The organism is Enterobacter sp. N18-03635 (genome assembly GCF_004006055.1).
In the GTDB taxonomy this organism is placed as follows: Bacteria; Pseudomonadota; Gammaproteobacteria; order Enterobacterales; family Enterobacteriaceae; genus Enterobacter; species Enterobacter vonholyi.
Genome location: NZ_CP034768.1, coordinates 52,720 through 76,909, shown reverse-complemented (window position 1 = coordinate 76,909; position 24,190 = coordinate 52,720). Strand labels below are relative to the sequence as shown.

The window sequence follows — 24,190 nt, the reverse complement described above, 5'->3', positions numbered from 1 at the left end:
TCTTTGAATGACGTATTAATTATCATGTGGAGACATATCCTTATGCGCGGTTAAAGTAAGCAAAATTAATATTGGTTCAAATATATGGCTGTTTATACGCTCTGACTTCAGAGCATTTAACTAACCATGATCGCTATCTGACGCAGCATCAGGATTTTCATTCATATGATTTATCTTGATTTTTTTGATAGCACACTTTAAAAGTGGTATTTTCTCATAAAGAAATTCACCAAGGTCATAATAGTTTTCTTGTGAGATTATTTTCCCTTTATATATGCATGCGTATGTGCAACCATTTAGTTCTTCAATTGCATTGAACGTTAAAATAGGATGTGACCAGTATAATGTCCATGTTATGGCGAAAGAACGATCATTTCTCAGTGGTTCATCTGTTAGCAGATAATGTACATTAACGTTTAACACCAACGGTGACAGGGCTTTTTTTAATTTATTCAAACCGTAATAGCACCCGAAAGGATCAATTAAAATTACGTCAGGGTGATATATCTCATTGAGTATATGAGGGGGGCGCATATTTATTGCGCTATAATAATCAATAAACTGACTTATTGTTTTATCTATCATCTTCATTATGTTTACCTTTTCAGGATTGTTAAAAATATGATGTCACTGATCATAGTAGTTCAGATTTCACAGTTATGTCTATAATACTTCCCATATCGAGTTGATGTTTTTTCATAAGTTTATATAGGGGTGTTCTTTTTATGAATAAAGATGCTAGATTCAATCTAAACTGCTCAATCGATATGTAGTTATTCTGGACAGTCACATCACGTGTCGCGTTCATAGCTATTTTGTAATGTTCGCTTTGTTGTTACACCTTTTACCTCTCGTTGGTTAGATGAGTAAAAAGTACGTTATCTTTTGCCGATTATTTACTTATTAAAATGTATCTTTGAAAAAGCAGACTTTCTGCGGTACGCTCTGACGGTATCATTTCCCCCGATTTTTCACGCAGCGCGCCGGACGATTTCTGGCCCGGACGGAGCCCCGGATGACAAAGATGCCTGATGATGATCCTGAGCTGTCCATGTTGCCGGCAGTCATTCCACCTGATGGGGATTTCCTGCCGGCGCTGTCAGGTGGTGATGCTCCGGTCAGCCCCGCCCGGGCCTACCTGCTTTCCCTCAATTCCCTCCGCAGCCGGCAGACCATGGCCTCGTTCCTCGGAATTATTGCCGGTATGCTCGGCGCTGCGTCCCTGGAGTCCTGCAGTTGGGGCAGCCTGCGGCGTCATCACGTGATGGCCATTACGGAATTACTGCGGGATACCGGCCGGGCCACGGCAACCGTTAACACCTATCTTTCGGCGCTGAAGGGCGTGGCGAAGGAAGCCTGGATGCTGAAGCTCATGGACGTCGAGAGTTTTCAGCACATCCGGGCGGTGCGCAACCTGCGCGGCAGCCGTCTTCCCCGCGGGAGAGCCCTGCCGCCTGAGGAGATCCGCGCGCTGTTTGCTGCATGTGAGGCCGATGATTCAAGTATCGGGGTACGTGATGCGGCGATGCTGGCCGTCATTCTCGGCTGCGGCCTGCGCCGTTCGGAGGCCGTGGGGCTGGATTTGCGTGACATTGTCACAGATGAGCGGGCACTACGGGTATTGGGTAAGGGAAACAAGGAAAGGCTGGCCTACATGCCTGCCGGCACCTGGCAGCGCCTGCATAAGTGGGTTGAAGAGGTTCGGGGGGAAAAAGACGGGCCGCTGTTCACCCGCATCCGCCGCTTTGACACCCTGACCAACGACCGACTGACCGACCAGGCGGTGTACCATGTCCTGCAGGTCCGCCAGCATCAGGCCGGAATAGCGAAATGCGCGCCGCACGATTTAAGGCGAACTTTCGCCACCGCCATGTTGGATAATGGTGAAGATCTCATCACTGTGAAGGATGCGATGGGCCACGCCAGCGTCACCACCACTCAGCAGTACGACCGCCGCGGCGAGGCGCGCCTGCGCACGGCCCGTGACCGTCTTGATCTGATATGATCTTAACAACATGTTAAGAGGTTAAGTTAACAGAATAGAAGGTGAGAATGCTCGCTGACTGCGCGATTTTCTGCAATGGTGCCACAGCGGAACTTCCGTTAAAGTAGGTCTGCTGGCTATTCTGCTTCCCTTCTGAACCGGGGTGGTTTGGATATGCGGGATAGCCGGTCCTTTTCGTTTTTTATCCGGGTACCAGATGTGATTTTAAGGGTTATGAAGCGTGAAAGTCTTCTGCGACTTCAGAAAAGAAGCTAAGTAAACCGGGTATCTCTCGCTGGCATACGTTCATGAGCCGGTGTTATCAGCCCCATCAGCAGAAAGCGTCCGCTATCCCACATGTGTTCTGTGTAAATGAGATAGTGATCAGAGGTACGGTTGTAATTTTCTTGTCTGGCACTCCAGGTGAGCTGGAAATGCAGATTAACGTGAATATGCTGGACGTTAGCATCGACAGCGAATGGCGGGAAATCAAAAGGGGCGTCCCTTCCAAGAAGATTCGATGGTGCGCCAGTTGATTTATACGTGATGAACTCTGCTTGTAACTGGGTCTCCAGCTCAGGGTAAACGGCGAACGTGGGCTGGAAAAACGTATCCCACGTGGCATGACTGTACTCAGCCGTTAACGCCATTTAGACGCAGCCCTGTTGCCTGAATCCAGCAGATGATTCATGGCCGAGAGGTTGATTCCAGAGTCACGCACTTCTGTCGTTCGTGTGATTTGATCAATCAGACTAAGGTAGTTTTTGGTCGCAAGACTGACCATTTTAATGGCCTTAAAGAACGCAAACTCAACAGAATTCCTGTCATACGATTGAACGATGTTTTTTTCCGGCAGCATCAGAACAAATGACTCTGCGATACCTGCGACATGGATAGTATGATTTCTTATGTCGCTGGCGACTTTGATAGCGCCGGAGAAATCGCTGTCTGCATACCGGGCCAGCTCGATGCGACTTGAGCGTAATTCTTTAGCTACGTCATTGAGAGCAACAGTGAGCTCGCTGATATCGGTTTTGTTGACTCTGGAGCCCATTTCGTAAACCCGTTCAACAATCGTAGGCTGACACTCAACCGCTTTGGGTTGCGGCTGGAAACTGGCAAGAACCAGTGCCACTGCGGCCTGCAAGTGCTGGATTTTAAATTTCACGACGGGCTCCATAATCATCATCTCTCGACGAGGCGCTGCATTTTACTACTGAACTTAACTATATGCTAAAAAAAGTTGGTTGCATATGTGGCTGGCACAGCAAACAGGAAATTGAAATCCTCTATCTGGACGTGGCTTTCCGGATTGCTACCTGAAGCCTGTCAGCGATAACGGCTTCCGGGAAAACCGTGATGGTGTCGGGAGTCGCCCCGCTAACGGGCATGACGATGATCCCAGGTGTTCCGGTGAGCCCCAGTTCCTCTGCCAAGTTACTGTTTTTCTCAAGGGACGCGGTATGGTCGCCAGGAGCTGGGGCGGCCAGTCCCGCCTTTGACGCTGCCCCGTGAATATCCTGCGCCGTCAGTTTGCCTTCATTATTGCCGGTGGCGTAGATGGCATTGTGATAGGTGACATAGGCCTGCGGCCCTTTCTGTTGCCAGACCGTCAACCCCTGCTGTGCAGCCTGAAGTGAAGCTTCCCAGCGACCACCAAATATTGGCCACTCCTTAAAGAGGTAGCGGACGTCCGGCTGCGCTTTCATGACCTTCTCCAGCTCCGGCGCGAAGCGGCTGCAGAACACGCACTGGTAATCAAAGAATTCAATAACAGCGACCTTTGCATTATCAGGCCCGTAAGCCGGGGTGTCCGGATCATGCAGAAGGTTCGCCTGATTCTCCATCACGCTGAGTGCAAACATCTTCTGCTTACGTGTCTCCTGCTGTTCCTGCAGCTTACGACTGACCGTCACCAGTATCTCCGGGTGCGACACCAGGTAGTCAGCAGCGATTTCGCCGATACGTGCCTTTTGCTCCGGACTAAATACTGGCTGAGGGGCCGAAGCGTGTGCCATTGAAATAAAACAAATGTATGTTGTAACTATTAATGCGGCTAATTTGTTTGCTTTCATTGTCTGATTCTCATGGTTAAAAGGGAGATTAACGTTCTTTCTGAATGGTTCGGGTGAGGGTCTGTTCTTCACGTTCCGGCATGCGGCCGCGTTCAGTATTTTCTGCCACCCTGAGCATGTCTCGTTCAGCGTTTGCCAGATCTGCAATCACACGCGATGCCCGCGACTGTTCACCGGCGGTCTTGTCAGCACCTTCCAGCTCGCTTCTGACGCTTGCAGCGGCTTTTATTTCCTGTCCATCGGTGTTTTCCTCACCTCTGACCCTCGCGATCACATCCGCATCCGGGTTGAGTGGTTCCGGTTTACGCGGGTTAATGTCTTCCGGTTTCAGTCTGATCACCTCTTCCTGTGGAACTTCCGCCAGCAACGACTCCGGCAGCTTGCTCCGTCCGGCTTCTTCATTGCGAACCTGGTCTGCCAGCATTTGCTCGCGCAGCTGCTGTACGTTCTGTTCGTCCGTCAGCGTGGAGACAATACCCGGTGACACATCCTGTTTTGTCCCACCACTTACCTTAAGCAGCCATGCTGAAGGCGGTTCATCACCGGTCTGCCAGACCACGCCGTCCTTTGGATGATTTCGTACTGCATCGAGTGCAGCCGTCAGGTCGCTGGCCACAATCGTGTTTCCGGACTGACTCCGCTGCAGCACGGCGCCACGGGCACGCTCTGTCATGACCATCCGGGTCTCACCCTGCGTTATCCGTCCTTCCGGGCTGGAAACCAGGGAAACCATAGCCAGGCCCGCACTCCTGCCATTGTTGTCATACACCGGCAGCGCCAGCGCCGGTTCAGGAAAGCGCCGGGTGGCCGGGATGATTTTTGCCGTCAGTGACGCTTCCTGCATGCCCTGATGGCGCACCCAGGCGCGCCCGATGGCCGTTTTATTCACCGGCTGCCCCATTGCCCAGATGGCTTTCGCCTGTTTGCGCTGCGTTTCTGGTGCCAGCGCATCGTGCGCCGTTTTGATATCACGCTCCGGTGTTTTTATCGCCTTAACCCAGTCCGCTTTCTTGTCGGTGTAAATCTGGACGTGCTCCTTGACGCGGGAAGTTGATATGTAGAAGGCACGACGGGAAGCCAGTGCCTTACGCCCGTCTTTCGTGCCCTCAAGCGCAATGACATAATCGCTACTGGCCCCCTGTGCACCGTAGCCGGTGACGGCCCAGCCGTAGTCGATATGCTGCTGCGCCCGGACCTTCTCCGGATTGATGGTGACGCGACCGTTCTCCCCTTTCAGACGGATATTCCCCTCCTCGCTGACCGACTCCACCGTATAGCGCTGGTTGGCCATCTGCCCCTGTTCGCGATCGGTCGCCGTGAACTTAAGCAGATCGCCGGAACGGACTTCCATCTCGCTGCGGCGAAACAGCTGCACGTCACCGGTGATCAGCTCCTTCGGTGAAATCAGAGCAATCTTCCCTTCCTCATCACGTACCGTCACCGTTCTGCCGTTACGGTCAACAGCCACCACATCCTGGTAGCGGTCACCGCGTTTAACCACCATCCCTGCTTCCCAGGCCTCTGTTTTGTTGAACTCATGGCGCGTATGGGGGATTTTATCGAGCACAGGCACCTTAATGGCCTTCTCCCCCAGTTCTCCCCGCGCTGCAAGCGCGGCATGAATGCCGGCATTTATCGCTTTACGGTCGGCGTTCAGCTGCGCAATGATGAGCGTACGGGACCGCGCCTCCGGCGTCCGGTCCTTCCAGTCCGCCACGATGTCGTTAACAGGAGTCTCCGTTTCCTGAATCGCACTCTCCGGGAGCGCGGCTGAAGCGCTACGCGCCACGCGGTCAGCCGGCTGGGTTTCAATGCGCTGAAGGGCCGCATCGATCCGGTTATCAATGATGTCGTGAACGGCGCCGCGCAGCTGCAGGTCTTTCTGACGGACGATTTGCTTCATAATGGCCACATCCATCGGGCTTCGCTCCTGCATCAGCTTAAACGGCGCGCCCACGTCGACCGCTTCAAACTGGTCGATATCTCCCATTGAGACCGCGCGACCGCCGCCGCTGGCAATGGCCTGGAACAGTGCCGCCGTATCCTGGTTGCCTGCCATTGATGATTCATCGATAAGAAACACCTGTCCTTTATAGTCAGGTTTCCCGCCTGCGGCCGTCGCCTGGTCATGCTCAACGACAAAGGATTTGATGGTCTGCGCCCGGACACCGACGTCGCTCATTTCTTTCACCGCCTGGTGCGTAGGAGCAAGCCCCGTCATCACCGGACGAACGTCCGCCGGCAGGGTCTCCAGTGCAGATATCACCGCCTTCAGCTGCGTGGTTTTCCCCACGCCGGCATAGCCCTGAATCCCGATAAACTGATCCGTGGTACCCAGCACCAGGGTGGTCGCCTTTTTCTGGCCATCCGTCAGGCCGTTCAGCACGGCCTCCGGTACCTGTTCCAGCAACGGCTGCTGCGTACCTTTCCCTTCCTCCACCACACGCAGAATGGCTTTCTCCATCTCCCAGGTGGACCGGGAAACCAGTACCGGCTCTCCCCCTGAGGATACGGACAACAGCTCGCCATTTTTAATCATCGCGCCAATTTCATTCCCGATGGCCTCAAGGTCGGGATGATATTTCTGCGCTTCCGTCGCGAGCTTCAGCTCGCTGATCACCACGGTACGCTGGTCGTTGATGGCACGCCAGACGGCCAGTCCGGCGTCCGTCCGGACGCTGTCATGCAGTGAACCCACCGCCTGACTGACGTCATCGTGGCCACTCAGGTTTCTTACCAGCTGCACGGGAGAGGCATTGGTCTTCATACGCTGCAGCCGGGCTTCCGCCCGGTCCTGCACTTCGGCGGTGAACACTTCCGCCCGGTGGCCACTCTGTGCCAGCGAATTCATGGTCTGGGTCGATATGTCGCGGCTGTTCAGCGCGGCCAGCACCACGCCGGTGTCGTTATCCCGGCCGCCCGGCGCGGTCACGTAAGCATGTGACAGATAGAGAGGCTGGTCTTGTGGCAGCGTCAGGGTGTCTTCCCCCCGTTTCACCTCAATCCCCTTTTCACTTATCCCGGTCACCTCAAGACGATCTTTGGCCTTCAGGCTGTGCTCGCGGTCGCCCGCCACGGACAGCAGTTTTTCGCCGGTGGCCACGCTGAGGGTTTCTCGGCTGAAGAGACGCCAGTCAGCGCTGATATCCCCGATTTTCATCCGGGTCAGCACGCCGTCACCGTCAATGAGCGAGAGGACTCGCGTGTCCTCATGCACCCGGTCAATCACATAGGACTTACGCTCTTTTGCGTCCGTGCGATCCTCAAGCACCATGCCGGGACGGTAAGAACCTGGCATGCGCCGCGTTTTGCTGTCGAGCCAGACCGGCTGCCGGGCCTCTATCTCCACGCCGTCACGCCCCAGCTGTCCTGCGTTCTGCAGCGCCTCACGTATCAGGTACGTCATCTGTGCCTGTTCACGCCTGCCGACCACGACGGCGGTGACGTTTTCACTGCCTCCGCTCAGCTCTGCGAACCGGTTGGCCAGCGCCTCGTAACGGTCGCGTTTGTTCGGAATACTGACCACTTCAGCCTCAAGTCCGGGCGCCGGCTCCATGCGGCGGGAGCGGGCAACCCCCGCGGACTCCAGCACGGACATGGCGTTACCGTTCGCCTGACGCCCGGCACTGTCGAGAAAGACCAGCTGTGCGTCCTGCGTGCGCGCTTCGCCCAGCAGAACCAGCGTCTCCTTTAATCCCAGACGCTCTGCCCCTTCGATAATCAGCGTGCTCTGTGGTTTCAGGTGGAAATCACCGCTCAGAACATGCTGCCGGCTGATAATCCGTTCCCGCAAATCGTCCGACTTCGCCAGCGAAATGGCGCGCTCGGCAGAGCTGGCCAGCACCTGTACGTCACGTCCATTCGCGCCGGCAATACCGGCCAGCTGCGCGGTCAGGTCACGGATACCCGCCACCCCTGACGGGGCATTCATCAGAACCAGGGCATCTTTCTCCACCACTTCCAGCGCCGCCGGCGCGTACTGCGCCGGGCGGGTGAAACTGACGACTTTTGTGGATTTGAGATGTTCCTGACTCAGCGCCTGGATCGAGAGTTCATCCAGCAGGTGAATACGGGAGGTGAAGACCCCTTTCTCACTGTCCAGCGGCACAATCATGCCGTCCTTCAGCGCCGCATCGATGGCCACACGAATTTCCTGAATTTCCGGCAGCTGTTCGCTCAGCTCAGCAGTGGTCATCATCAGCTCGCCAAAGGTGAAGCGCGTTTTACTGTCGCTGAGCTGCGAGATGGCCAGCCGGACAGCCTCAGTCAGTTCCGGGCGGGGTATTTCAGTGTCCAGCTGCGCTGCAGGAAAGCTCCTGGCCGCTGGCGTCTTTTCGGGACCGGTCTGTGCCGGCTGACTCAGCGTGTCAGTCTGTTGTGGTGCTTGCTGACGGGACTGGCTCTCCCGTTCTGCGGGTTGAGCAGGTGTGTCGACGCTCTTTTCTGCCGTGGACGACGTCTGTTCAGGCCCGGCAGGAACCGGCTTAGCCTGGTGATCTCGCTCCGGCTGAGTCGCGGTCTCACGAACACCTGCATCACGCGGCACCACGCTCTCCTGATACGCCTTCAGGTCAAATCCCTTCTCCTTCATCTGGCCCAGCCAGCGCTCCATCAGGCGCATCCGCGAAGGGTCAACTTTCGCCCTGCGGGTGTCTTTGGCGGCCACATCCCGGCTGCGCAGCGTGGCTTCAGCCCCCACGGCCCCCTGAATTTCCCGGCCACGGGAGGAATATTCATCCACAATTTCATCCGGAATTGCCTTAATCTCCCACATGCCGTGTTTGCCGACCTCTTTCACTTCGTGGCCGAGTGATTCAACACGTTCGCGAAGGGCACCTCGATAGATTTTTCCGAGCGTGACCTGGTGCTTCATGACGGTCTCGATAAAGCCGGCGTTATGGATATAGTCTGTGGCCAGCGCTTTCCATTTGCCCTCATACTCCGTCATATTGGCAACCAGGAGATGAGTGTGTATCAGCGGGTCGAGGTTACGTGACGTGTCATGCGTGTAGGCGGCCGCGACCATCTTGCCGGTGTGTACGATGGACGTAACGCCGTCTTTGGTGTTCCGGGCCGAGATGAGCTTCTCCACATAGCCGGCCGCCACGCGGACGGCGTGGTAGTGTGCTTCCAGCATTTCTTTATCGTTGCCGATGAGAGCCAGAATGGACACGCTTTTGGGGGCGGAAAAAGTCAGGTCATGGCCGGGGCGGTGGACGTGCTGTCCGTTAACCTCCTTGCCAAGCCGTGAGCCGTCCGGCAGACGGCCCTCGAGCACGGCCGTCAGGTCATCGCCAGGGACATTGCCCTCCAGGCCCAGCTCTTTTGCACCCTCTCCCATCCAGAGGCTCTGCAGGCTGCCCAGAAAATAGTAGTTATCGGAATTGCTGTAGTAGCCTGCAGCCTCGCCGGCTGACGCTACTGGGGCGACTGACATCATAGGTCATGCTCTCTCTCGTAATAGTGATGGTCGTTTTCGTCGTAACCCGGATCGTCCGCGTGACGGTGAATTAAAATGTTCTCTTCTTCCTTCGCCAGCTGCCGGCTCGTCCGGTGTGCTTCATCCGGGGTCTGCGGTGTCACTGACTTCCCAGCCGTCGTCAGACTCAGGCCGCCGTCTGGCAGTGCTGTCACCTTCATGTCCAGGTTCATAGATTCGCCCGCATTCTCACTGGCCTGACCTTCTTCTCCGCCTGAGGTGGCTCCGGTATTGAGCCGCCGTTTCAGCATCCCCAGCGCGCCGGCTGCAGCAGGCTCAGAGGAAGTATCCAGCTGGGTTCTGCTGCGGATTTTTTGCAGTGCTGCAGGTATTTCCGGTTTGAGGGGCGCATTCTCTTTTTGACGAGTTACTGAAGGAGGAGAAGACCGAAGTGAAACGACGTTGTCTTTTTTGTCTTCGGTGACAGGGTCTGTCACCGTGCTGTGATTTTCAGTTACGACTTCCGGGACCACTGGCTCTGTCCGCGATGTGACGTGCTCCCTGGCAGGTACCGGCTTCTGTTCAGGTGCAACGCTGCCTGATGGTTTCGGCTCCTCCATTCGGGCACGAGCCACTTTTTCGACGGGCGATGCTGCCGGTGAGCCGGAAGATCCTGAAGAAGAAACCGGTGCAGAAACGTCAGCTGCAGATGATGTCTCGCTACCCTTCTCCAGCACTTCGTCACCGGTCGGGAACGTCAGACCTGCCGCTGTCGCTGCACGCTCATTCTCCTTAATAACTTTCTCCAGTTCCGGACTCAGTGCATCGCGGATATTGCGCTCGAGAAGGCCAGCGTGACGTTTTTTGAATGGACGGTATTTCAGCTTCAGGCGAACGACCGGATACTCACCCGGAAGACGCACATAAAAGTTGAGGTTTGGCAGACGCATGATCTGCTCGTAGTCGACAATCGGGTTATTGACCTCGTCCTTGCCGAGGGACACACCGTCACGCACCTGATCCATACCGTAGCTGTTTGATTCACGGATTTTGCGAGTACGCTGCTTACCGAGTTCTTCTTCGACCACTTTGGCCATCTCCGCACTCGGCGAACGACCGTACATACGGGTATTCATCAGGTCGAAAATGCTTTTAGCCAGCTCGCGGCCGTAGACGTGAACCAGCTGCGCCATGTTCTGCATCCCCAGCACGAAACAGCCGCCAAACTTACGCGCTTCCGCCAGCGTTTCAGCCAGTTCCGGGATGCGCTGAAGGCTCGGGGCTTCATCAAGAATGAACCACACGCGGCGCTCACTGTTTTCACCCATGCTCTGCAGTAACAATGTGGCCAGTGACACCCAAAGTGAAATCAGCGGGCGTACACTCTTGCGGTGTCGGGCCTGAGTGGAAATAAACAGCCAGCTATTGTCATAACGCTCCTGCGTCATCCACTCCCGAATGGTGAAAGGTGGTTTAGTGCCGTCATCAAGCCCCTGAAGAAACCGCAGCGCTTTGGCGTAGTTGGTCACCACCGAGCGAATGGAGATTGCTGTTTTCTCGATCTTCTCCTCAACCAGGTTGGCTGAAGGCGTATTGACCAGATATTCACGCAAACTTTTCATGCTGAGTGACAGCAGGGTTTTGAGAAACTTCTCTATACTCCTGTCCGGGTCAACCGACATACGTATCGCGAGGTCAGCGCAGATGGTCCGTGAACTTGAAACCCAGAATGGATCGGACTCCCCTTCCACCGGAATGAGGCTGGCAGCCAGGTTGTCATAATCGACTGCATCAATACACTCACCCCACATCTGCCAGTTGGCACAGCGTTCGTCGTGGGCATTCAGGATGAAATCGGTGGACGGGTTGTAATGGGTTTCGGTAAAGGTACAGCCGGAGTCGTAGATGATGGCCCGATCACCACGTTTGCGTATGTAGTCCAGGAGCCAGCGGATGATGGTTGATTTACCTACGTTAATGGTGCCATGCATGAGGAAGTTCATTACCTCAGCCCGTTTAACCATGTGTAAATCAGCCACCCGCAGATCGGACAATTCACCGTTTTTACGTAGCAGCTTATTCACTTCAGCAGGTTTGTCGGTCAGCTGCATACCGGAAATGTATTCGTCTTCACTTTCCTTACGACCGATATTGGCGATAAACCATGTCACGGCGATAAACACCACCATACTGAACAACCCACTGGCGCCGGCCGCCCACTGCAGCTCAGTCAGGCACTGGTCACCCATAGCCTGCATGTACGGGTCCGCATAGATCTGCGGCAGGGTCATTTTGAGCACCATCATCGTCGCCGTTGGCGCATACCAGTAGTGGACGTCGTAAATTTTTGGCGTTCCCGTTGCCGGCATCAGATCGATAAAACTGCTGTTGATGCTGGCGAACCACCACAGGGAGCCGTTATCAAGGGCTTCCTGTGGAATTCGCCAGAGAAAAATGGCGGTAGTCAGCACGGCGAACAGGATGAAGATCCAGAATCCTATCCAGTTGTTCACCTGAATGAACATGCGCCAGCGGTAGGCGGTCATCTGCCCGCCCTGGGTGAGGTTTTTTCCTGCGAAGCTCATAGAGTGTTGTCCGGCCGTTATCGCATCACCTGCGCGGTGATGTGTGTTATCAGAGAAGAAAAGTTGAAAAGGTTGCTGTAAAACGTGGTATCGCGAGGGTAAAGCGCCGGTTTATTACATCAGGCTCAGCTCATATCTGGCCTGCTGGCACCCGTCCTCCCACTCCTGTTCATTAATACATGCGGCCAGAGAACGAACTGAAGAGGCCACATCCTTATAAACTGCTGAATGCCATTCCTGAGGTTTCAGATCATAAAGGGTGAATTCATAGCCAGCCCAGCAAGCAATGATGGTCATTCCCTGCCCCTCAGGAAGTGAACCAAATACATTAATCCAGGCCTTCGCTACCATCAGCTCGCTTTCAAGATGGATAAGCGACCAGAATTCAGCTGAGTAATCTGCACGTTCATATATCTGATGCATCATGATGGACGAACTCCTTTGAAATTAAGGACGCAACGCTCGCCGCAGACAGGGCTGCGCCAGGCGCAGTCATGCGAGGAAGCGTAATTACTGGTCACTGACAGAAAGCACTGACGCACCCTGCCCGGAATGCGCACGGTTAAAAATCAGCTTGGGAAGGAGAACGGCTGCGACGATCGCCGCAGCCGCAGGTATTACATGATGCCGGCGATGGACTTGGCCAGCTGCGCTTCCAGGACAGGTTTCGCTTCTTCAAACTTGAGGTTCACCTTGTTGGCGTTGGATACCACGCGAGTCTGGTATTTAGCACGGTTGCCCTGCTCCGTGCTGGTCTGCAGCTTAATACCTGACGTGCCCTGTTTCAGGGCGGCAATATTGTCGGTAGTGACGGCCGCTTTGCTGCGCTCGGAGATTTGCAGATCGGTCACCATCGTGTAGTTAACGTCTTCGACCATTGCATCAGCAGCCATACCAATCAGCCCGGTGGCCAGCCCTACACCCAGCGTTGCGCCAGCAGACGACGAGTTATACGCCGTAATACCCGCGCCCAGTACCGCACCCATTGCCGCACCTTCATACCCGGTCTTAAGGAAGCCCTGGGCATCACGTAGATCCATTTTCTCGGCTTTCAGCACGTTTGCCTGAATCCAGTAGTAGGCCGTGTCCGGAGAGCTGGAGACGCGGTAGCCTTTCGCGGCCAGTTCATTTGTAATTTGTGCCTGCAGCCCAGACATGTCCTTGTCAGAGGTATTACGGATCTGCAAATAAACAGTCTTCTCTGATGATGGCTCCAGCCAGATGGTTTCACTCATCTGGGTTTTGACATCAAGATTACGTTTCTTCACCGCTGTGGACATGGCACCACAACCAGACAGAGCGAGAGTAGAAGCGATCAGACCAACAACGGCTAATTGTTTTAATTTCATGAATTCATCCTGTCCATAGAAAAACGTCCCCGTTAGCGAGATATAGCTAACAGAGACGTTATCGGCTGATTTGAAAGGGAATTTAGGTTAAATAGATGGTTTGCTTAGATTACTACAAAAATTAAGGGGGGCCATTGCCCCCTTATTCTCAGTATCCCCGGTTAGGGTCATACGTATTTGAAGGTTCGTTGAAGTTTGTTCCCCAACTGTTTCCGTGTATATCAAGGCCAGAGATGCCGCCAACCATTGGCATTCCTGACGAAGGATTTATAGCAATCCCTTGATTGATATCCGTATGACTCGGACCGAAATTGATAGGTAGAACAGCTAAGTTTGTGTCTAGCCCTGAATATTGGCTCGATGAAAACTCAGCCAATGCTATTCCCTTGCCACACATACTTGTTTGATATCTAACGGCCTCTTCATCTGAGAGTCTATACGCTTTACTCCCGCGTATTTCATAGATATTGCCTGTATCTTTATCCTTCAAGAGGTTTAACCCCTTCCTTCCTGCCCCAAATAACGCGGCGGAAAGAACCATAACTGTGGACATCGACAGATATAGATATATTGCATTTTCCCAAAGGAAATAGAGGCATATTACTTGCGCTAGAATTGAAGTAAGCAAGCGAGGAAAGAGCGAGGCGATTGAAACGCCACTGCCACTCTTATCCGCTTTTTTAAGAAGATAGAACAATGGTAAGGATATCAATGTACCTAATACGTACATCCCTGCCAATGCAATCCAATCCTCACTGTAATACCTGTTATGGTTAGGCATCACATCATGAATGATTGGAATAGCAGCATATATACTAAATACAGGAATGTACGAAATTCTGCATAGATTAGCCTTTAGCATTTATCCTCCTAGCCGGCCCTTTTCCTCAATTCCAGCAATTGCTCTTCTAACTTCCTTTTTTCAGCACTGTCTATAACTGGAGTTTGCTGGTCAATTTCGGCTTCTTTTCGTTGAATTTTGAAATTACCGGTTGCATTTAAATTCTCTCCTTTCAGGATATCACTGGATGCCTGAACAGTGGATTGTTTTTTATCAATTTCCCCAGCAGATTCGTTGATTTTATGCTCATTTTCAGATCTTTGTTCCGCCACTCGGCGCTGTAATTCATTCTGAGGACCAAAACCCTGCGAGGAATGTTCATGCAGCTTAGCCTGATTTTCTCTATATGACTCCTGCATAGCATCGCCACGTACTTTTTCACCGCCAACATTAATGCCTGAACGGCTATTAGTAACTTCACTCTCCTGACCATGCATGCTTCCTTGCTCCCTAACGGCTCCTGAGTGATGGAACTCCTGGTGAGATTCTGCAATGTGGCCGGTTCTTTCATCTGCAGTGGTGCGTCCACCGGCAACAACCATGCCGGCCGACGAGGTGATATTACCCGAGCTGCTTCTCTGTCCGGCTGCTTGTCCTTGATGAACAGTTGACTGCTCAATACCCGGCAAAACAGAATCGTCTGTTCTGGCTGAATAATTTCCACCCTGCTGGCCTCCATATTCAACGCCCTGAGTCGTTCTGTAAGTCTGGGCATTGCCAATACCTCCCGAGCTATGAGCACCGCCATCCTGAGAGCTGTAACTAACTCCAGCATCTTGACCAGATGAAGCTGATACATGTTGACTGCCACGCGCTGGCTGAACGATATGCTCCCCACTGAATGCTGCATGCTCCTTGCCGCTGGTAAGATCTGAACGGCCCTGCTGATAATCCCCCATGATTTCAGGTTTGAGACGTTCATTTACGAATTCCATCGCTGCTTCTCGTGCCGACGGCGCACTTGTCAGCATGGACTGTGCCTTATCACCGTATTTATTAGCCGCCCAGTCCACAAACTCCTGCGTATAGTTCGTATCAAGGCTTGCACTCTGATTCTGTGCAACGGTGGCCATACGGCTGAACTCGTTGCTCTGCGTGGAACTGGTGGTGTACTGATGGTACTGGCTTTCTGCATCATTGAGCGTTGCGGCCAGTTGCTGAACATTGCTGCTTGCAGCATTCTCAGAATGATTTGCGCCATCGGTGATACGACTACTTTTAACCATATCCATACCCTGGCGGAAGTCATTAACTGCCTGGCCATTCTGATCATGTCGCATATCCTGCGAATGGGAATCAGAATCCTGAATTCCTCTGGAGCTGCCCGTAGAATGCCGCAAATCGCCTGAAATACTTCCTTCGGCACCAAACTTAACAACGCCCAGATTAAGTCCCCCTCCGGCCGTCCCTTTAATGCCTGCCGATACAGACCCCTGATTACTGATATCCATCAGTTTGTTATAGGCTTCCTGTGTCGAGATGTTGTTTGCTTTCGCATAACTCTCAGCGGCAGACAACATCATGCCAGCTCCGCGTGTCGCATTAGTGGCCTGGCTGTTTTCACTGCCTTGGATCAGGCTGTCACTGGTACCGGTCTGATGAGAAAGCTGGGAGAGCTGCGACCAGCCACTGGTAACGCTGTGGTTGTAGCCATCGAGAGCAGTCTGTGCCTGTACCTGCGACTGGCGGGCAGACTCCTGGAAACCACTGCTGGCCAGCTGGCTGAGCTTCATGTTCACCGGCAGATTCGACATTGCACCCGAGCCGTCGATAACCGTATGGCCACCGGCCGTCTGAGTCTGCGTGGAACCGTTATCCGCCTGCCAGGTTTGCTGACCCTGACGCTGCATCAGGTTGGTATCCATCTTGTTCTGGCTGACATTGTCCATCGACATGTTGTTAAACGACCAGTTTCCATCCGCTGTGGTCGCGGCCACACCTGCTGACGTGAAGGCGCCCGAGCTGAGTACACTCCCTGCCACCTGAGAGCCCATCGCCGCAGCACCTTTGGTCAGATAGAACGACAGCACCGGAATGGAAAGGGACAAATACCCTGCCAGATTCGCCACGTCCGAATGCTGCAGCGCAACCACATCCTTGTTGGCCAGCACCAGGGGCGTGCCCCCGGACTGGCTCTGCAGCCAGTAGTTGGCGGCATAGTTAAGAATGGCGAACATCACCGGCCACATCTGGAAATAGATAAACCCGGAAACGTATATTTTCAGGGTGTTCAGGCCAAATATAGTGTGATTGGATGCGGCCAGCGCAATCATTAGCGGGAACAGGCACACAAGGATAAGCATCAGCAGGGACTGTGCGAACGGCAGCGTGCGAGTCGCCAGCTCGTTACCTGCAGCCCAGGCGAGACGCTGTTTGGTTGCAGCGTTCTCTGTAGCCAGATTCAGCAGGTTAGCCGTATCGGATGAGCGAGCCGCAAAACCTTTAATACCCTGCCTTACTGCACTGTTCGTGATGTTGTTCTTCATGATCTGCGCAGCAGTCATACCACCGGCATAGAAGAACCCGTAACTGTCCCCCATTGAGTTGGCCAGAAGCGCCGCGCCATTCAGCTTGTTGCCGAATACCTTTCTCGTCAGCCAGGTGAACGTCGCACTGCCCGGGTTGGCGTCGGTATTGGCAAGCTTCTGGATCTCCGTTGCGGCCTGCTGGCAGGTCAGGAACTGACGCGAGGTGGAGGTCATCTTAAAGATGCCCCGCAGCGGGCTTGGGTTACTGGTAATCAGCGTCAACGGGTCAGTGGAATTGAGCAGCTGATTGATGGTGTATTTACCATTCAGAAGAATGTCGCCGATCACGCAGTTTTCCACGTAGTCCGGTAGCATCTGTGCCAGCTCCGGATTTTGCGTCGTAAAGTCACTGGTTTCCGCCACAATCTGCGAGCCAAAAAGCATCCCGGTTTTGCTGTAGGTCACTGAGTCGGGTCTGGCCATCAGCATGTCGTAAACCGACGCCATCTTGTACCCGATACTGGTCGTAAGAGTCGCGATAGCCGCCAGGCCAACCGGTACGTTATCGGTGACCCAGACCGCCCCCGGATCAGAGAGGTCAATTACCTGCACTGAGCGTTTCGGTACCAGCAGGATGGATGTCAGGATCATGAAGACCGCCAGCCACTGGACGAAAACCATCGGGTTACGTTGTTTTATGAAGGTAAGCAGTACGGCCAGCACCCCAAAGGTGCTGGCAATACGCAGTAAAGTGTGGAAAGTATTCTGACCGACAAGGGTAACAACGGCGTCCAGCGCCGTTTTCCACATACCCCCGCCATAAATGGTGTATATCTCAAGCATCAGCGATCACCCCAGTGATAGTTGCTTTGATAGGAGCCTGAAACAATGGTGGACACCTGCTGCTGCAGGTACTGCATGTTGCGGTCGATACCGTCCAGCGCGTTCTGGTCTGCCGCAGACTGCAGCTTCATGTCGGCCAGCAGTCCCTGCGCATGAATAATGTTGTCGCGTAGTTTTGCGGCAGCTTCTTCAGGGAAGTTCTTGCCAGCCAGAGACAGGCTTGCCTGTTTCACCAGCTCCTGGAGGTACTGAATCATCAGGTCCTGGGCAATGAAGTCGGAGACCTGCAGAAGGTAAGTGGCGCTCATCCCCATACTCTGGGCGTTAGTCAGATACTTCAGCACCGGTACAGAGGTAGTGTTCACAAAGCCTTTTTCCTGATCGGTCAGCGCAGTATCGTCGACCAGCTTGTTCTGCATTGAGAGCATCAGGTTTTTAACCAGCGTAACCAGAGCGTTGGACTCGGAAATCGTCAGATTGGTGACAACAGGTCCCAGACACAGTGTGGATTCATCACATCCGTAGACCTTCGCCGTTCCCCCGCGCATCAGGACTTTAATCAGGTCGCGGTTATCAACCAGCGGTGTCAGAATTGTCACATCGCCATTCTTGTTGAAAATGATGGAGCCGACGGTACTCATGACCAGCTCCTTCAGCGCGCGGTCGTTGCCGAGAAGGCCATTCTTACTGAGGGTGTCCCAGATAAGGTTTTTGTTCTTCAGCACCTGATCCTTCTCAGCATCACCGGCTTTAGCCGTGACTTTGTCGCCCTGTCCTCCGACGGTACAACCCTGACGGGAAGCTGCCCAGTCGGAGAACATGTTGGTTTCGCCGGCAATGTCCTGGCAGATTTTCTGCTGGGAGACCTGCGTCACTGGCCACAACCCGCCGATGATACCCTGAGCGGCCTGGCATGAACTCATGTTCATGGAGTTAACATCACTGGCCAGTTTCTGCAGGAAGTCTTTAGCCTGCTTCAGCTCCGGTACCATCGTCTGCAGAGCCAGATCGAAAGCATAGCCGGCGGCGTTGCTCATGATTTGCTTCACGAATCGCTGGATTTCCTCGCCGCTGATCATACTGAACGACCCGAGATAGGCATCAATACCGCCGCAGCCGGCGTTAAGGGAAGGCAGCTGCATCGAGATCAGCTGGACGTTTTTTACGGGGTTCCGGAGGTATACCGAGCCACCGGAGAAGTACCCTGCCGCCTGCCCCTGCCAGGCCTGCGCCTGAGTCACGTTGCCGCTGTAGCCCAGATTATTGAAGAAACCGTTCAGATCGCCGTTGACGTCCGCCTGAGTAGGCAGAGCAGCCAGGCCTGAGAAGAACACGACCCCTGCCGTAATAAGCGCCTTAATCATTTGGCACCTCCACAGCTTGCGTATTCTTGCCTGCCGGGCTGTCAGCACGGTTAATTTTGCGGCAAAGATATCTGGCCAGACTGAGCCAGCTGCAGACGAGTAAATTCACCGCAATGAGCGCGATAATCGCGGCCAAAACGCCCCACAACAGGTACTGCGGATAGTGGATGAGAAGCGAGAGCGTGAACTGTTCGGCGCGGTCAACGGACATCGCACTGAGCGTTGTGATGGCGCACGTCACGTATACCCTTTCGACTACGGCGGTAAAAATTAAGGCATAAAACAGTTTAAGGGTTAACAAATCCGTCCATTTTCGGGCTTCAGTATCCGCACTACAGTCTTTCACTATCGCGAAAGCCTGGTTCCTGATAAACGTCTTTAGTCTGGTAAGCCTCATGCAATCTCCTCCCGGGGTTTCCTGGCAAGGGTCTGTCGGCAGACGTACAGCCCGGTGACGGTGAAAAAGAACCCGATGCTCAGCGAAATAAGCAGGAGCACAGGGAAGTCCTGCAGACAGGTTGTCAGTTCAGGGCGATCCATGACGCTGACCACCCGGTGGGCCAGCACCCCGTAGAATGCTGCGGAGACAAGCAGCGTCACGCTGAATAACAGCCACACGCGCTCGGTACGCGATAACGCATACGTATTTGTCGTCATTTTGTAGTCCGTTTGTATTACTGAGGGGTGACCTGCGCGCTTGCCGGCATTGGCGGCAACATTTTTGGATCAACGTTATCCATGTCAGCCTGAATAAGGCTGGCCATCCGGCTCTCAAGTGCGGGGATGTCCATCACGCCCTGGGTGAGTGGATAGGCTTTCAGGGTGTTGACGTTGACCATAAAGGCCGTCGGTGTCGCAATTGGCAAACCGTTTCCGAAGAAGGTGACAATCTCATCTGCGATGGGAGAGTTAGGGTCCGTCTTACGCGGGATCATCGGGGTCGGGTAAGATACGTCCCCGCCGCCGTCAAGGGTGTACGGGTACACCCTGATGGCATGCTCATCAGCCCAGCCCTTCAGCAGCGGGTCAAACTTAGCGCTGTACTGGCAGTGCGCCTGCATAAAGAGCACCACGGCATAATCTTTCATGTTAGCCCGACGTCCGTCCGGCAGCGCCATCAGGCTGGCTGGCGTGGGTACCGTAATGGTGGAAGCGGTGATGGCTGCAGCATCAGCGGAAGAAGCTGTTTTTGTCGCTTCAAGCGCCTTTAACTCCTCGCGCGCCCCGGCGTTCGCCAGCAGGGGCAGGCACATTAGCAGAGCCGTGAGTCCGGTTTTAATGTTCATGGTCGCCTTCCTTATGCGTATGCCCTCTTTCGTCACGGAACCAGCGATACACGGCATACACCACCATGCCAGCCGCCCCGGCCCACATACCATTGCAGAGCCATAAGAGCCCCTGCTGCGTATGCTCAACCGACCAGGTCATCAGCTCGCTCAGTACGCGCGCCATCGTGCCCCAGAAAATCAGTCCTGCGAGAATAGCGGGTTTCATTCGTGTGTCTCCTTGTTTTGCCGTGCCAGAACCGAATGCGAGTCTGGTGAAATTTTCTTTCGGGCGGCAAGGTTCAGGCCTCGGAATACAAACCACACGCCAAAGCCAAACATCACCGAGAGAAGCCAGGTGTTGAGCAATGTTGCATCTGTCGCACGCGCCCACGAATCGCTGTCCACAGGGCCACGCCGACACAACACTTCAGGCGGTGCTTTCGCTAAGGCAGGAGGCACAGGCTTTAATGACTCTCCGGGTTCAGGTGGCAAGAAGCGTCCTGCCATCACATTTTCATTAACACACCCCATGACCTTGCCGGCAGGCGCACCGTCAGTCAGGTCATGAAAGGTCGTCAGGAATTGCCGGGAAAGTGAGCCGTCTGATGCAGCCAGCATCACAAACACATACAGCACCAGTGCCGGGCCAAAGACTAAGGAATACATGGCGACCCGCCCTGCATCACGGATGAGGGTGAAAAGTGTTTTTGTCATAAGAATCTCTCAGGAATTGGGTTTAAAGCCGGTGGCCACGTTCAGGAATCGCTTAGACAGGTCATCCTGCGTCATGAAGCCGTATGACAGCGCGCGGTAATTCTTGCTCCGGGGGTCAACAAGGTAGAGCGCCGGGAAGTGCGTAATATTCATCGACCGGGACTGCCCCGTATCCGGACGGCTCTGCGGCAGGGAGGCTGCCACCTGGCCATCAACCGATACCGGTATAAGCGAAATCCCGTTGGTTTTCGCAAAGTCCGCCACCACGCCGGCCATCTGCACATCAATCGGGTCACTGCCCCGGTAGAAGAAGAACAGACCGTACTGCTGCGCCAGCTGCTCCACGGCGCTCTGCCGCGTCTGCTGGTCGCGGGTCTGCATAAACGGCGCCATGCTGTTGTAGTGCGGATACTCCAGGTTGTAGTCGAGGTCCGGGTGGCTCAGCTGCGCAGCCGCAAAGGACTGGCTGAACATCGATGCCCGATCGGTCCAGAATTTCTGCCAGCGCAGGAACGTCGCCGTGTTTTCCCGGGAGGGAAACAGGATGGCGCGGTTAAGCGCCTCCTGTGTGTACCCTTTCAGCACCCGGGCCTGTTCCATAGGGGACATTTTGCTGAGATCCGGAATGGCCTGCGGTGCAGGCTGTTGTGGCTTTCTGGACTGCTCCGGCGGTTTTTTCGGCTCGTTGTACCAGGACCAGCCGGTGAACGGCTCTGCCGGGGTCACAATCTCCTCGGCCATCACCGTATGGCTCGTCAGCGCCATAAGCAGACCACAGAGGGCACGCTTCATTTACCACCTCCCTGCTGATTCACCTGCGCGGCGATACGCTCCTTAATCTGCTGGACCTGCGTGCTGGTATCGGGGATTTTCTGGTTCTTCATCAAATCCTCGTAGAAGTCAGAGAAGTTGATTTTGTCGAAGTCGATACTCTGCAGCTCCGGGACGGTGATCCCCCGACAGTTCGGACTGTCGCCGCTGCCGAACTTAACGCCCAGCTGGTCGCGACGCCCCTGCTCCTGAATGATGCGGGCAAGCTTGCCGTCAAAGACGCAGTAGACCTGACTTTTCTGGATGCAGGCACCCAGCACCTTGCGATCGCACCGCTCGCCGACGCTGACGGTAATTTTCTTCGCCTTCGCCTTCCCTATAGCCTTTTCTTCATCATCACATGCGGCCAGTCCGGCACTTTGTCCCCAGCCAGAGTCTTTGCAGCAGTTAGAGAAACCGGCAAAGGCCTTACGGCAGCGCATGGCTTTCCCCGTGAAGGCTTTAACTTCAATGGTACTGCTGGCGTCTTTTGCATCTTCAGCCGCCGAGGCAAGGCCGGCCAGTTTGGCCACCGCCGTATCAAAACCGCTGCTTCCGGCACCATTGGTGTCGTCACACTCGCCTGACTTACAGATGTAGTCGCCGCCGCAGACCAGGCCACCCGACTGATGCGTGGTCTGACACTGGTAGGTGAAGCTCATGTGGGTACACTGCCCATCGGTCGATTCGGTGCAGGTGTTGCCTGCCGCCGTACAGGACGGGTTTGTCATCAGCGTTCCGCAGGTTCCCGTTGAGTCTGACGGCACGACATAGTTATCAGTGTACTGCCAGCAGTCGCTGTAGACGTCATAGCTTTGGCCATTGTTAACAATGGTTTTATTTCCCCCCGGAGAGGTGCATGTTGACGTGGTTTTTTGCGCCTTCGACATATCCAGGCCACAGGAAGAGGACCAGTTAACTTCCGGAACCCACTTCTCTGTTGTCGCGATCATGGTCAATGTTACGGTCATGGTGGCCTCACCACTGTTCAGCCAGTCATAGGTTTTTCTTGCGTAATCTCTGCATCGCCCCTGGTTTCCATTAAGACAGTTTTTATTGAGTATCACACCTTGCGGTGAAGGCTGTCCCTCTGCCAGCACTGCACCTGCAGCACCTGGAAGAACCCACGAGTTGTCTCTTTTGGCAACTGACTCTTGATCAACACCCCACCAGGTTAACTGGTAATACATATTCTTATCGTTGAAATGTATGGCCAGCGAAGCACTGATAACCGGTCCTGAATAAGGGGAGGTAAACGTGAAATAGACGCGTTTGTCATTGTCATAGGTCCAGTTCCACATCGGTTTATCAATTGTGATGGTCTTCTGCTCAGTTGTTTTTTCTACATGCCCTCCCGCCACTGCTGTGCGGGTACAGGCCTCAACTGAGGCCACATCTTTATCGCAGGTGTAATTTTCAAAGGTGGTTTTCGATACCGTCACCTCCTTACACTGGTTCGCGGTCCCGTTCAGCACACCGTCAGCGCCAGCTTCCGCATTTTTACCGATAGTGATGAAAGGTGCGTTCGGGTCGATGGCGGGCGTCGGGTTCGTTTTTCCGGAGTTGATAACCGACTGCGCTGCGTCATTGCCCTGCAGAGCGGCCTGCCCTTTGTTGGCGAGCCCACCGTCACCACCATCCACGCCGCCGTAATACCCTTTCTCCGGTGGGTTAGCGGTATAGCCTGGTATTGCCCCCGTGACGGTATCCGGATTTTTGAGGGCTCCCGTGCCGGCGGAGGCATTGCCTTTGCCAAAGCTCGCGCCCGCCTCAAAGGCAGGATCAGCTGCGCCAGCCAGAAGCGGAAAAAGCATCAGCGCCGTTGAAAGCAGTTTTTTCATTTTCCGGCCTCCAGAAGATGGCGTGCCGTTGCCGCACAATCACCACTTTCAGCTACTTTTTCGAGAGCCTGCTGCAGGGGCAGACTTCCCCTGATTACGTCATAGTGGCCAGGGCAGGTCACCACCAGGGCGGGCACCGTGGTGATGTTGTACTGAGTGAACAACGTTGGATCGATTTGCACGCCGGCGTCCTTGTCCTCCTTACTCAGCTCAAACATTGCCGCCGCGGTCTGTCGCATGTCGTTATTAACCAGGCCTCGCAGCGTTGGCGGAATGTTGTAACGGCGGGCATCCTTCAGCATGGGCAGCAGACCTTCACGTGGAATACCGAGGCTCACAAAGTAAATAGCCGGGAACGTGTCTTTTTCCCCCATCGTGTTGGTCCGGGCTGCGATATCGCCCTGCAGGCGGTTAATCATGTCCAGTTGCTGCTGCGGTAAGACGGGTGCGGCCGCCGGATGCCCCTGCAGGTCTTCCTTCATCGCTGTCAGCGCATCCTGCTGACCTTTGATCCAGCTATGGTCGGAGACGGAGATATCGGTCTGGGCGCTCGCCAGGGCCAGCGGCGCGAAAGCAATCATGACGCTGATCGTCAGCGCCCGGAGATAAGCGTTTTTCATTGTCATGTC

General features: G+C 54.3%; 20 protein-coding genes. 1 reads left to right on the top strand and 19 read right to left on the bottom strand.

What is annotated here, in order from left to right; genetic code table 11:
• Positions 1–120: 120 nt before the first annotated feature.
• Entirely contained in the window at positions 121–591 is a 471-nt protein-coding gene (locus ELK40_RS00490) for a nuclear transport factor 2 family protein (RefSeq protein WP_127728938.1), read from the bottom strand.
• Between the two features lie 424 nt (positions 592–1,015).
• Between ELK40_RS00490 and ELK40_RS00485 the strand changes: the two genes are divergently transcribed.
• On the top strand, positions 1,016–2,005 hold the full coding sequence (locus tag ELK40_RS00485; protein WP_127728936.1) for a tyrosine-type recombinase/integrase: 990 nt from the start codon (positions 1,016–1,018) through the stop codon (positions 2,003–2,005).
• Positions 2,006–2,256: 251 nt separating this feature from the next.
• Here the strand turns inward: ELK40_RS00485 and ELK40_RS00480 are convergent, their stop codons facing one another.
• From ELK40_RS00480 to trbC, 18 genes are all read right to left on the bottom strand, one after another.
• A complete protein-coding gene (locus ELK40_RS00480; RefSeq protein WP_206529365.1) occupies positions 2,257–2,634 on the bottom strand; it encodes a type II toxin-antitoxin system YafO family toxin in 378 nt (125 codons plus the stop codon).
• Positions 2,625–3,152: a hypothetical protein gene (locus ELK40_RS00475; RefSeq protein ID WP_244599379.1), complete on the bottom strand. Its 528-nt coding sequence runs from the start codon at positions 3,150–3,152 to the stop codon at positions 2,625–2,627. Before ELK40_RS00475 ends, ELK40_RS00480 begins: the two co-directional genes overlap by 10 nt.
• A 121-nt stretch (positions 3,153–3,273) precedes the next feature.
• Positions 3,274–4,059, bottom strand: a complete 786-nt coding sequence (locus ELK40_RS00470) for a DsbA family protein (protein WP_127728933.1) — start codon at positions 4,057–4,059, stop codon at positions 3,274–3,276.
• A 28-nt stretch (positions 4,060–4,087) separates the two neighbouring features.
• Entirely contained in the window at positions 4,088–9,499 is a 5,412-nt protein-coding gene (traI, locus tag ELK40_RS00465; protein WP_127728931.1) for a conjugative transfer relaxase/helicase TraI, read from the bottom strand.
• The gene (traD, locus tag ELK40_RS00460) at positions 9,496–12,063 is read right to left on the bottom strand and encodes a type IV conjugative transfer system coupling protein TraD (RefSeq protein ID WP_127728929.1); all 2,568 of its coding nucleotides are present in this window, start codon (positions 12,061–12,063) and stop codon (positions 9,496–9,498) included. Before traD ends, traI begins: the two co-directional genes overlap by 4 nt.
• 114 nt (positions 12,064–12,177) lie before the next feature.
• Positions 12,178–12,489, bottom strand: a complete 312-nt coding sequence (locus ELK40_RS00455; RefSeq protein WP_127728927.1) for a hypothetical protein — start codon at positions 12,487–12,489, stop codon at positions 12,178–12,180.
• 191 nt (positions 12,490–12,680) lie between these two features.
• Positions 12,681–13,412 (bottom strand): conjugal transfer complement resistance protein TraT, encoded by a 732-nt coding sequence (gene traT / locus ELK40_RS00450; RefSeq protein ID WP_127728925.1) that lies wholly within the window; start codon positions 13,410–13,412, stop codon positions 12,681–12,683.
• 148 nt (positions 13,413–13,560) lie between these two features.
• Positions 13,561–14,274 carry a hypothetical protein gene (locus ELK40_RS00445; RefSeq protein WP_127728923.1) on the bottom strand — a complete coding sequence of 238 codons (714 nt, stop codon included), beginning with the start codon at positions 14,272–14,274 and terminating at the stop codon, positions 13,561–13,563.
• A gap of 8 nt (positions 14,275–14,282) precedes the next feature.
• Entirely contained in the window at positions 14,283–17,564 is a 3,282-nt protein-coding gene (gene traG / locus ELK40_RS00440) for a conjugal transfer mating-pair stabilization protein TraG (protein ID WP_127728922.1), read from the bottom strand.
• Positions 17,564–18,928 (bottom strand): conjugal transfer pilus assembly protein TraH, encoded by a 1,365-nt coding sequence (gene traH / locus ELK40_RS00435; protein WP_127728921.1) that lies wholly within the window; start codon positions 18,926–18,928, stop codon positions 17,564–17,566. The genes traG and traH overlap by 1 nt, the downstream gene beginning before the upstream one ends.
• Complete coding sequence (locus ELK40_RS22810; RefSeq protein WP_244599384.1) at positions 18,921–19,169, bottom strand: hypothetical protein; 249 nt, start codon at positions 19,167–19,169, stop codon at positions 18,921–18,923. The genes traH and ELK40_RS22810 overlap by 8 nt, the downstream gene beginning before the upstream one ends.
• A gap of 152 nt (positions 19,170–19,321) precedes the next feature.
• On the bottom strand, positions 19,322–19,585 hold the full coding sequence (locus tag ELK40_RS00425) for a hypothetical protein (RefSeq protein WP_032641305.1): 264 nt from the start codon (positions 19,583–19,585) through the stop codon (positions 19,322–19,324).
• Positions 19,586–19,602: 17 nt separating this feature from the next.
• The gene (locus ELK40_RS00420) at positions 19,603–20,214 is read right to left on the bottom strand and encodes a type-F conjugative transfer system pilin assembly thiol-disulfide isomerase TrbB (RefSeq protein WP_127728917.1); all 612 of its coding nucleotides are present in this window, start codon (positions 20,212–20,214) and stop codon (positions 19,603–19,605) included.
• Positions 20,204–20,422 carry a hypothetical protein gene (locus ELK40_RS00415; RefSeq protein ID WP_063409492.1) on the bottom strand — a complete coding sequence of 73 codons (219 nt, stop codon included), beginning with the start codon at positions 20,420–20,422 and terminating at the stop codon, positions 20,204–20,206. Before ELK40_RS00415 ends, ELK40_RS00420 begins: the two co-directional genes overlap by 11 nt.
• Positions 20,419–20,910: a hypothetical protein gene (locus tag ELK40_RS00410; RefSeq protein WP_127728915.1), complete on the bottom strand. Its 492-nt coding sequence runs from the start codon at positions 20,908–20,910 to the stop codon at positions 20,419–20,421. The genes ELK40_RS00415 and ELK40_RS00410 overlap by 4 nt, the downstream gene beginning before the upstream one ends.
• A 9-nt stretch (positions 20,911–20,919) precedes the next feature.
• A complete protein-coding gene (traF, locus tag ELK40_RS00405) occupies positions 20,920–21,702 on the bottom strand; it encodes a type-F conjugative transfer system pilin assembly protein TraF (protein ID WP_127728913.1) in 783 nt (260 codons plus the stop codon).
• A complete protein-coding gene (gene traN / locus ELK40_RS00400; protein ID WP_127728911.1) occupies positions 21,699–23,561 on the bottom strand; it encodes a type-F conjugative transfer system mating-pair stabilization protein TraN in 1,863 nt (620 codons plus the stop codon). Before traN ends, traF begins: the two co-directional genes overlap by 4 nt.
• Positions 23,558–24,181: a type-F conjugative transfer system pilin assembly protein TrbC gene (gene trbC / locus ELK40_RS00395; RefSeq protein ID WP_127728909.1), complete on the bottom strand. Its 624-nt coding sequence runs from the start codon at positions 24,179–24,181 to the stop codon at positions 23,558–23,560. The genes traN and trbC overlap by 4 nt, the downstream gene beginning before the upstream one ends.
• Positions 24,182–24,190 lie beyond the last annotated feature (9 nt).

Excerpts from the sequence above, each read along its gene's own strand:
- ELK40_RS00420 (WP_127728917.1), bottom strand. The coding sequence starts at position 20,214 with ATGAACATTAAAACCGGACTCACGGCTCTGCTAATGTGCCTGCCCCTG.
- traI (WP_127728931.1), bottom strand. The coding sequence starts at position 9,499 with ATGATGTCAGTCGCCCCAGTAGCGTCAGCCGGCGAGGCTGCAGGCTAC.
- traN (WP_127728911.1), bottom strand. The coding sequence starts at position 23,561 with ATGAAAAAACTGCTTTCAACGGCGCTGATGCTTTTTCCGCTTCTGGCT.
- ELK40_RS00415 (WP_063409492.1), bottom strand. The coding sequence starts at position 20,422 with ATGAAACCCGCTATTCTCGCAGGACTGATTTTCTGGGGCACGATGGCG.
- traF (WP_127728913.1), bottom strand. The coding sequence starts at position 21,702 with ATGAAGCGTGCCCTCTGTGGTCTGCTTATGGCGCTGACGAGCCATACG.
- ELK40_RS00490 (WP_127728938.1), bottom strand. The coding sequence starts at position 591 with ATGAAGATGATAGATAAAACAATAAGTCAGTTTATTGATTATTATAGC.
- trbC (WP_127728909.1), bottom strand. The coding sequence starts at position 24,181 with ATGAAAAACGCTTATCTCCGGGCGCTGACGATCAGCGTCATGATTGCT.
- ELK40_RS00470 (WP_127728933.1), bottom strand. The coding sequence starts at position 4,059 with ATGAAAGCAAACAAATTAGCCGCATTAATAGTTACAACATACATTTGT.
- ELK40_RS00455 (WP_127728927.1), bottom strand. The coding sequence starts at position 12,489 with ATGATGCATCAGATATATGAACGTGCAGATTACTCAGCTGAATTCTGG.
- ELK40_RS00425 (WP_032641305.1), bottom strand. The coding sequence starts at position 19,585 with ATGACGACAAATACGTATGCGTTATCGCGTACCGAGCGCGTGTGGCTG.
- ELK40_RS00410 (WP_127728915.1), bottom strand. The coding sequence starts at position 20,910 with ATGACAAAAACACTTTTCACCCTCATCCGTGATGCAGGGCGGGTCGCC.
- traG (WP_127728922.1), bottom strand. The coding sequence starts at position 17,564 with ATGCTTGAGATATACACCATTTATGGCGGGGGTATGTGGAAAACGGCG.
- traH (WP_127728921.1), bottom strand. The coding sequence starts at position 18,928 with ATGATTAAGGCGCTTATTACGGCAGGGGTCGTGTTCTTCTCAGGCCTG.
- traD (WP_127728929.1), bottom strand. The coding sequence starts at position 12,063 with ATGAGCTTCGCAGGAAAAAACCTCACCCAGGGCGGGCAGATGACCGCC.
- traT (WP_127728925.1), bottom strand. The coding sequence starts at position 13,412 with ATGAAATTAAAACAATTAGCCGTTGTTGGTCTGATCGCTTCTACTCTC.
- ELK40_RS00480 (WP_206529365.1), bottom strand. The coding sequence starts at position 2,634 with ATGGCGTTAACGGCTGAGTACAGTCATGCCACGTGGGATACGTTTTTC.
- ELK40_RS00485 (WP_127728936.1), top strand. The coding sequence starts at position 1,016 with ATGACAAAGATGCCTGATGATGATCCTGAGCTGTCCATGTTGCCGGCA.
- ELK40_RS00445 (WP_127728923.1), bottom strand. The coding sequence starts at position 14,274 with ATGCTAAAGGCTAATCTATGCAGAATTTCGTACATTCCTGTATTTAGT.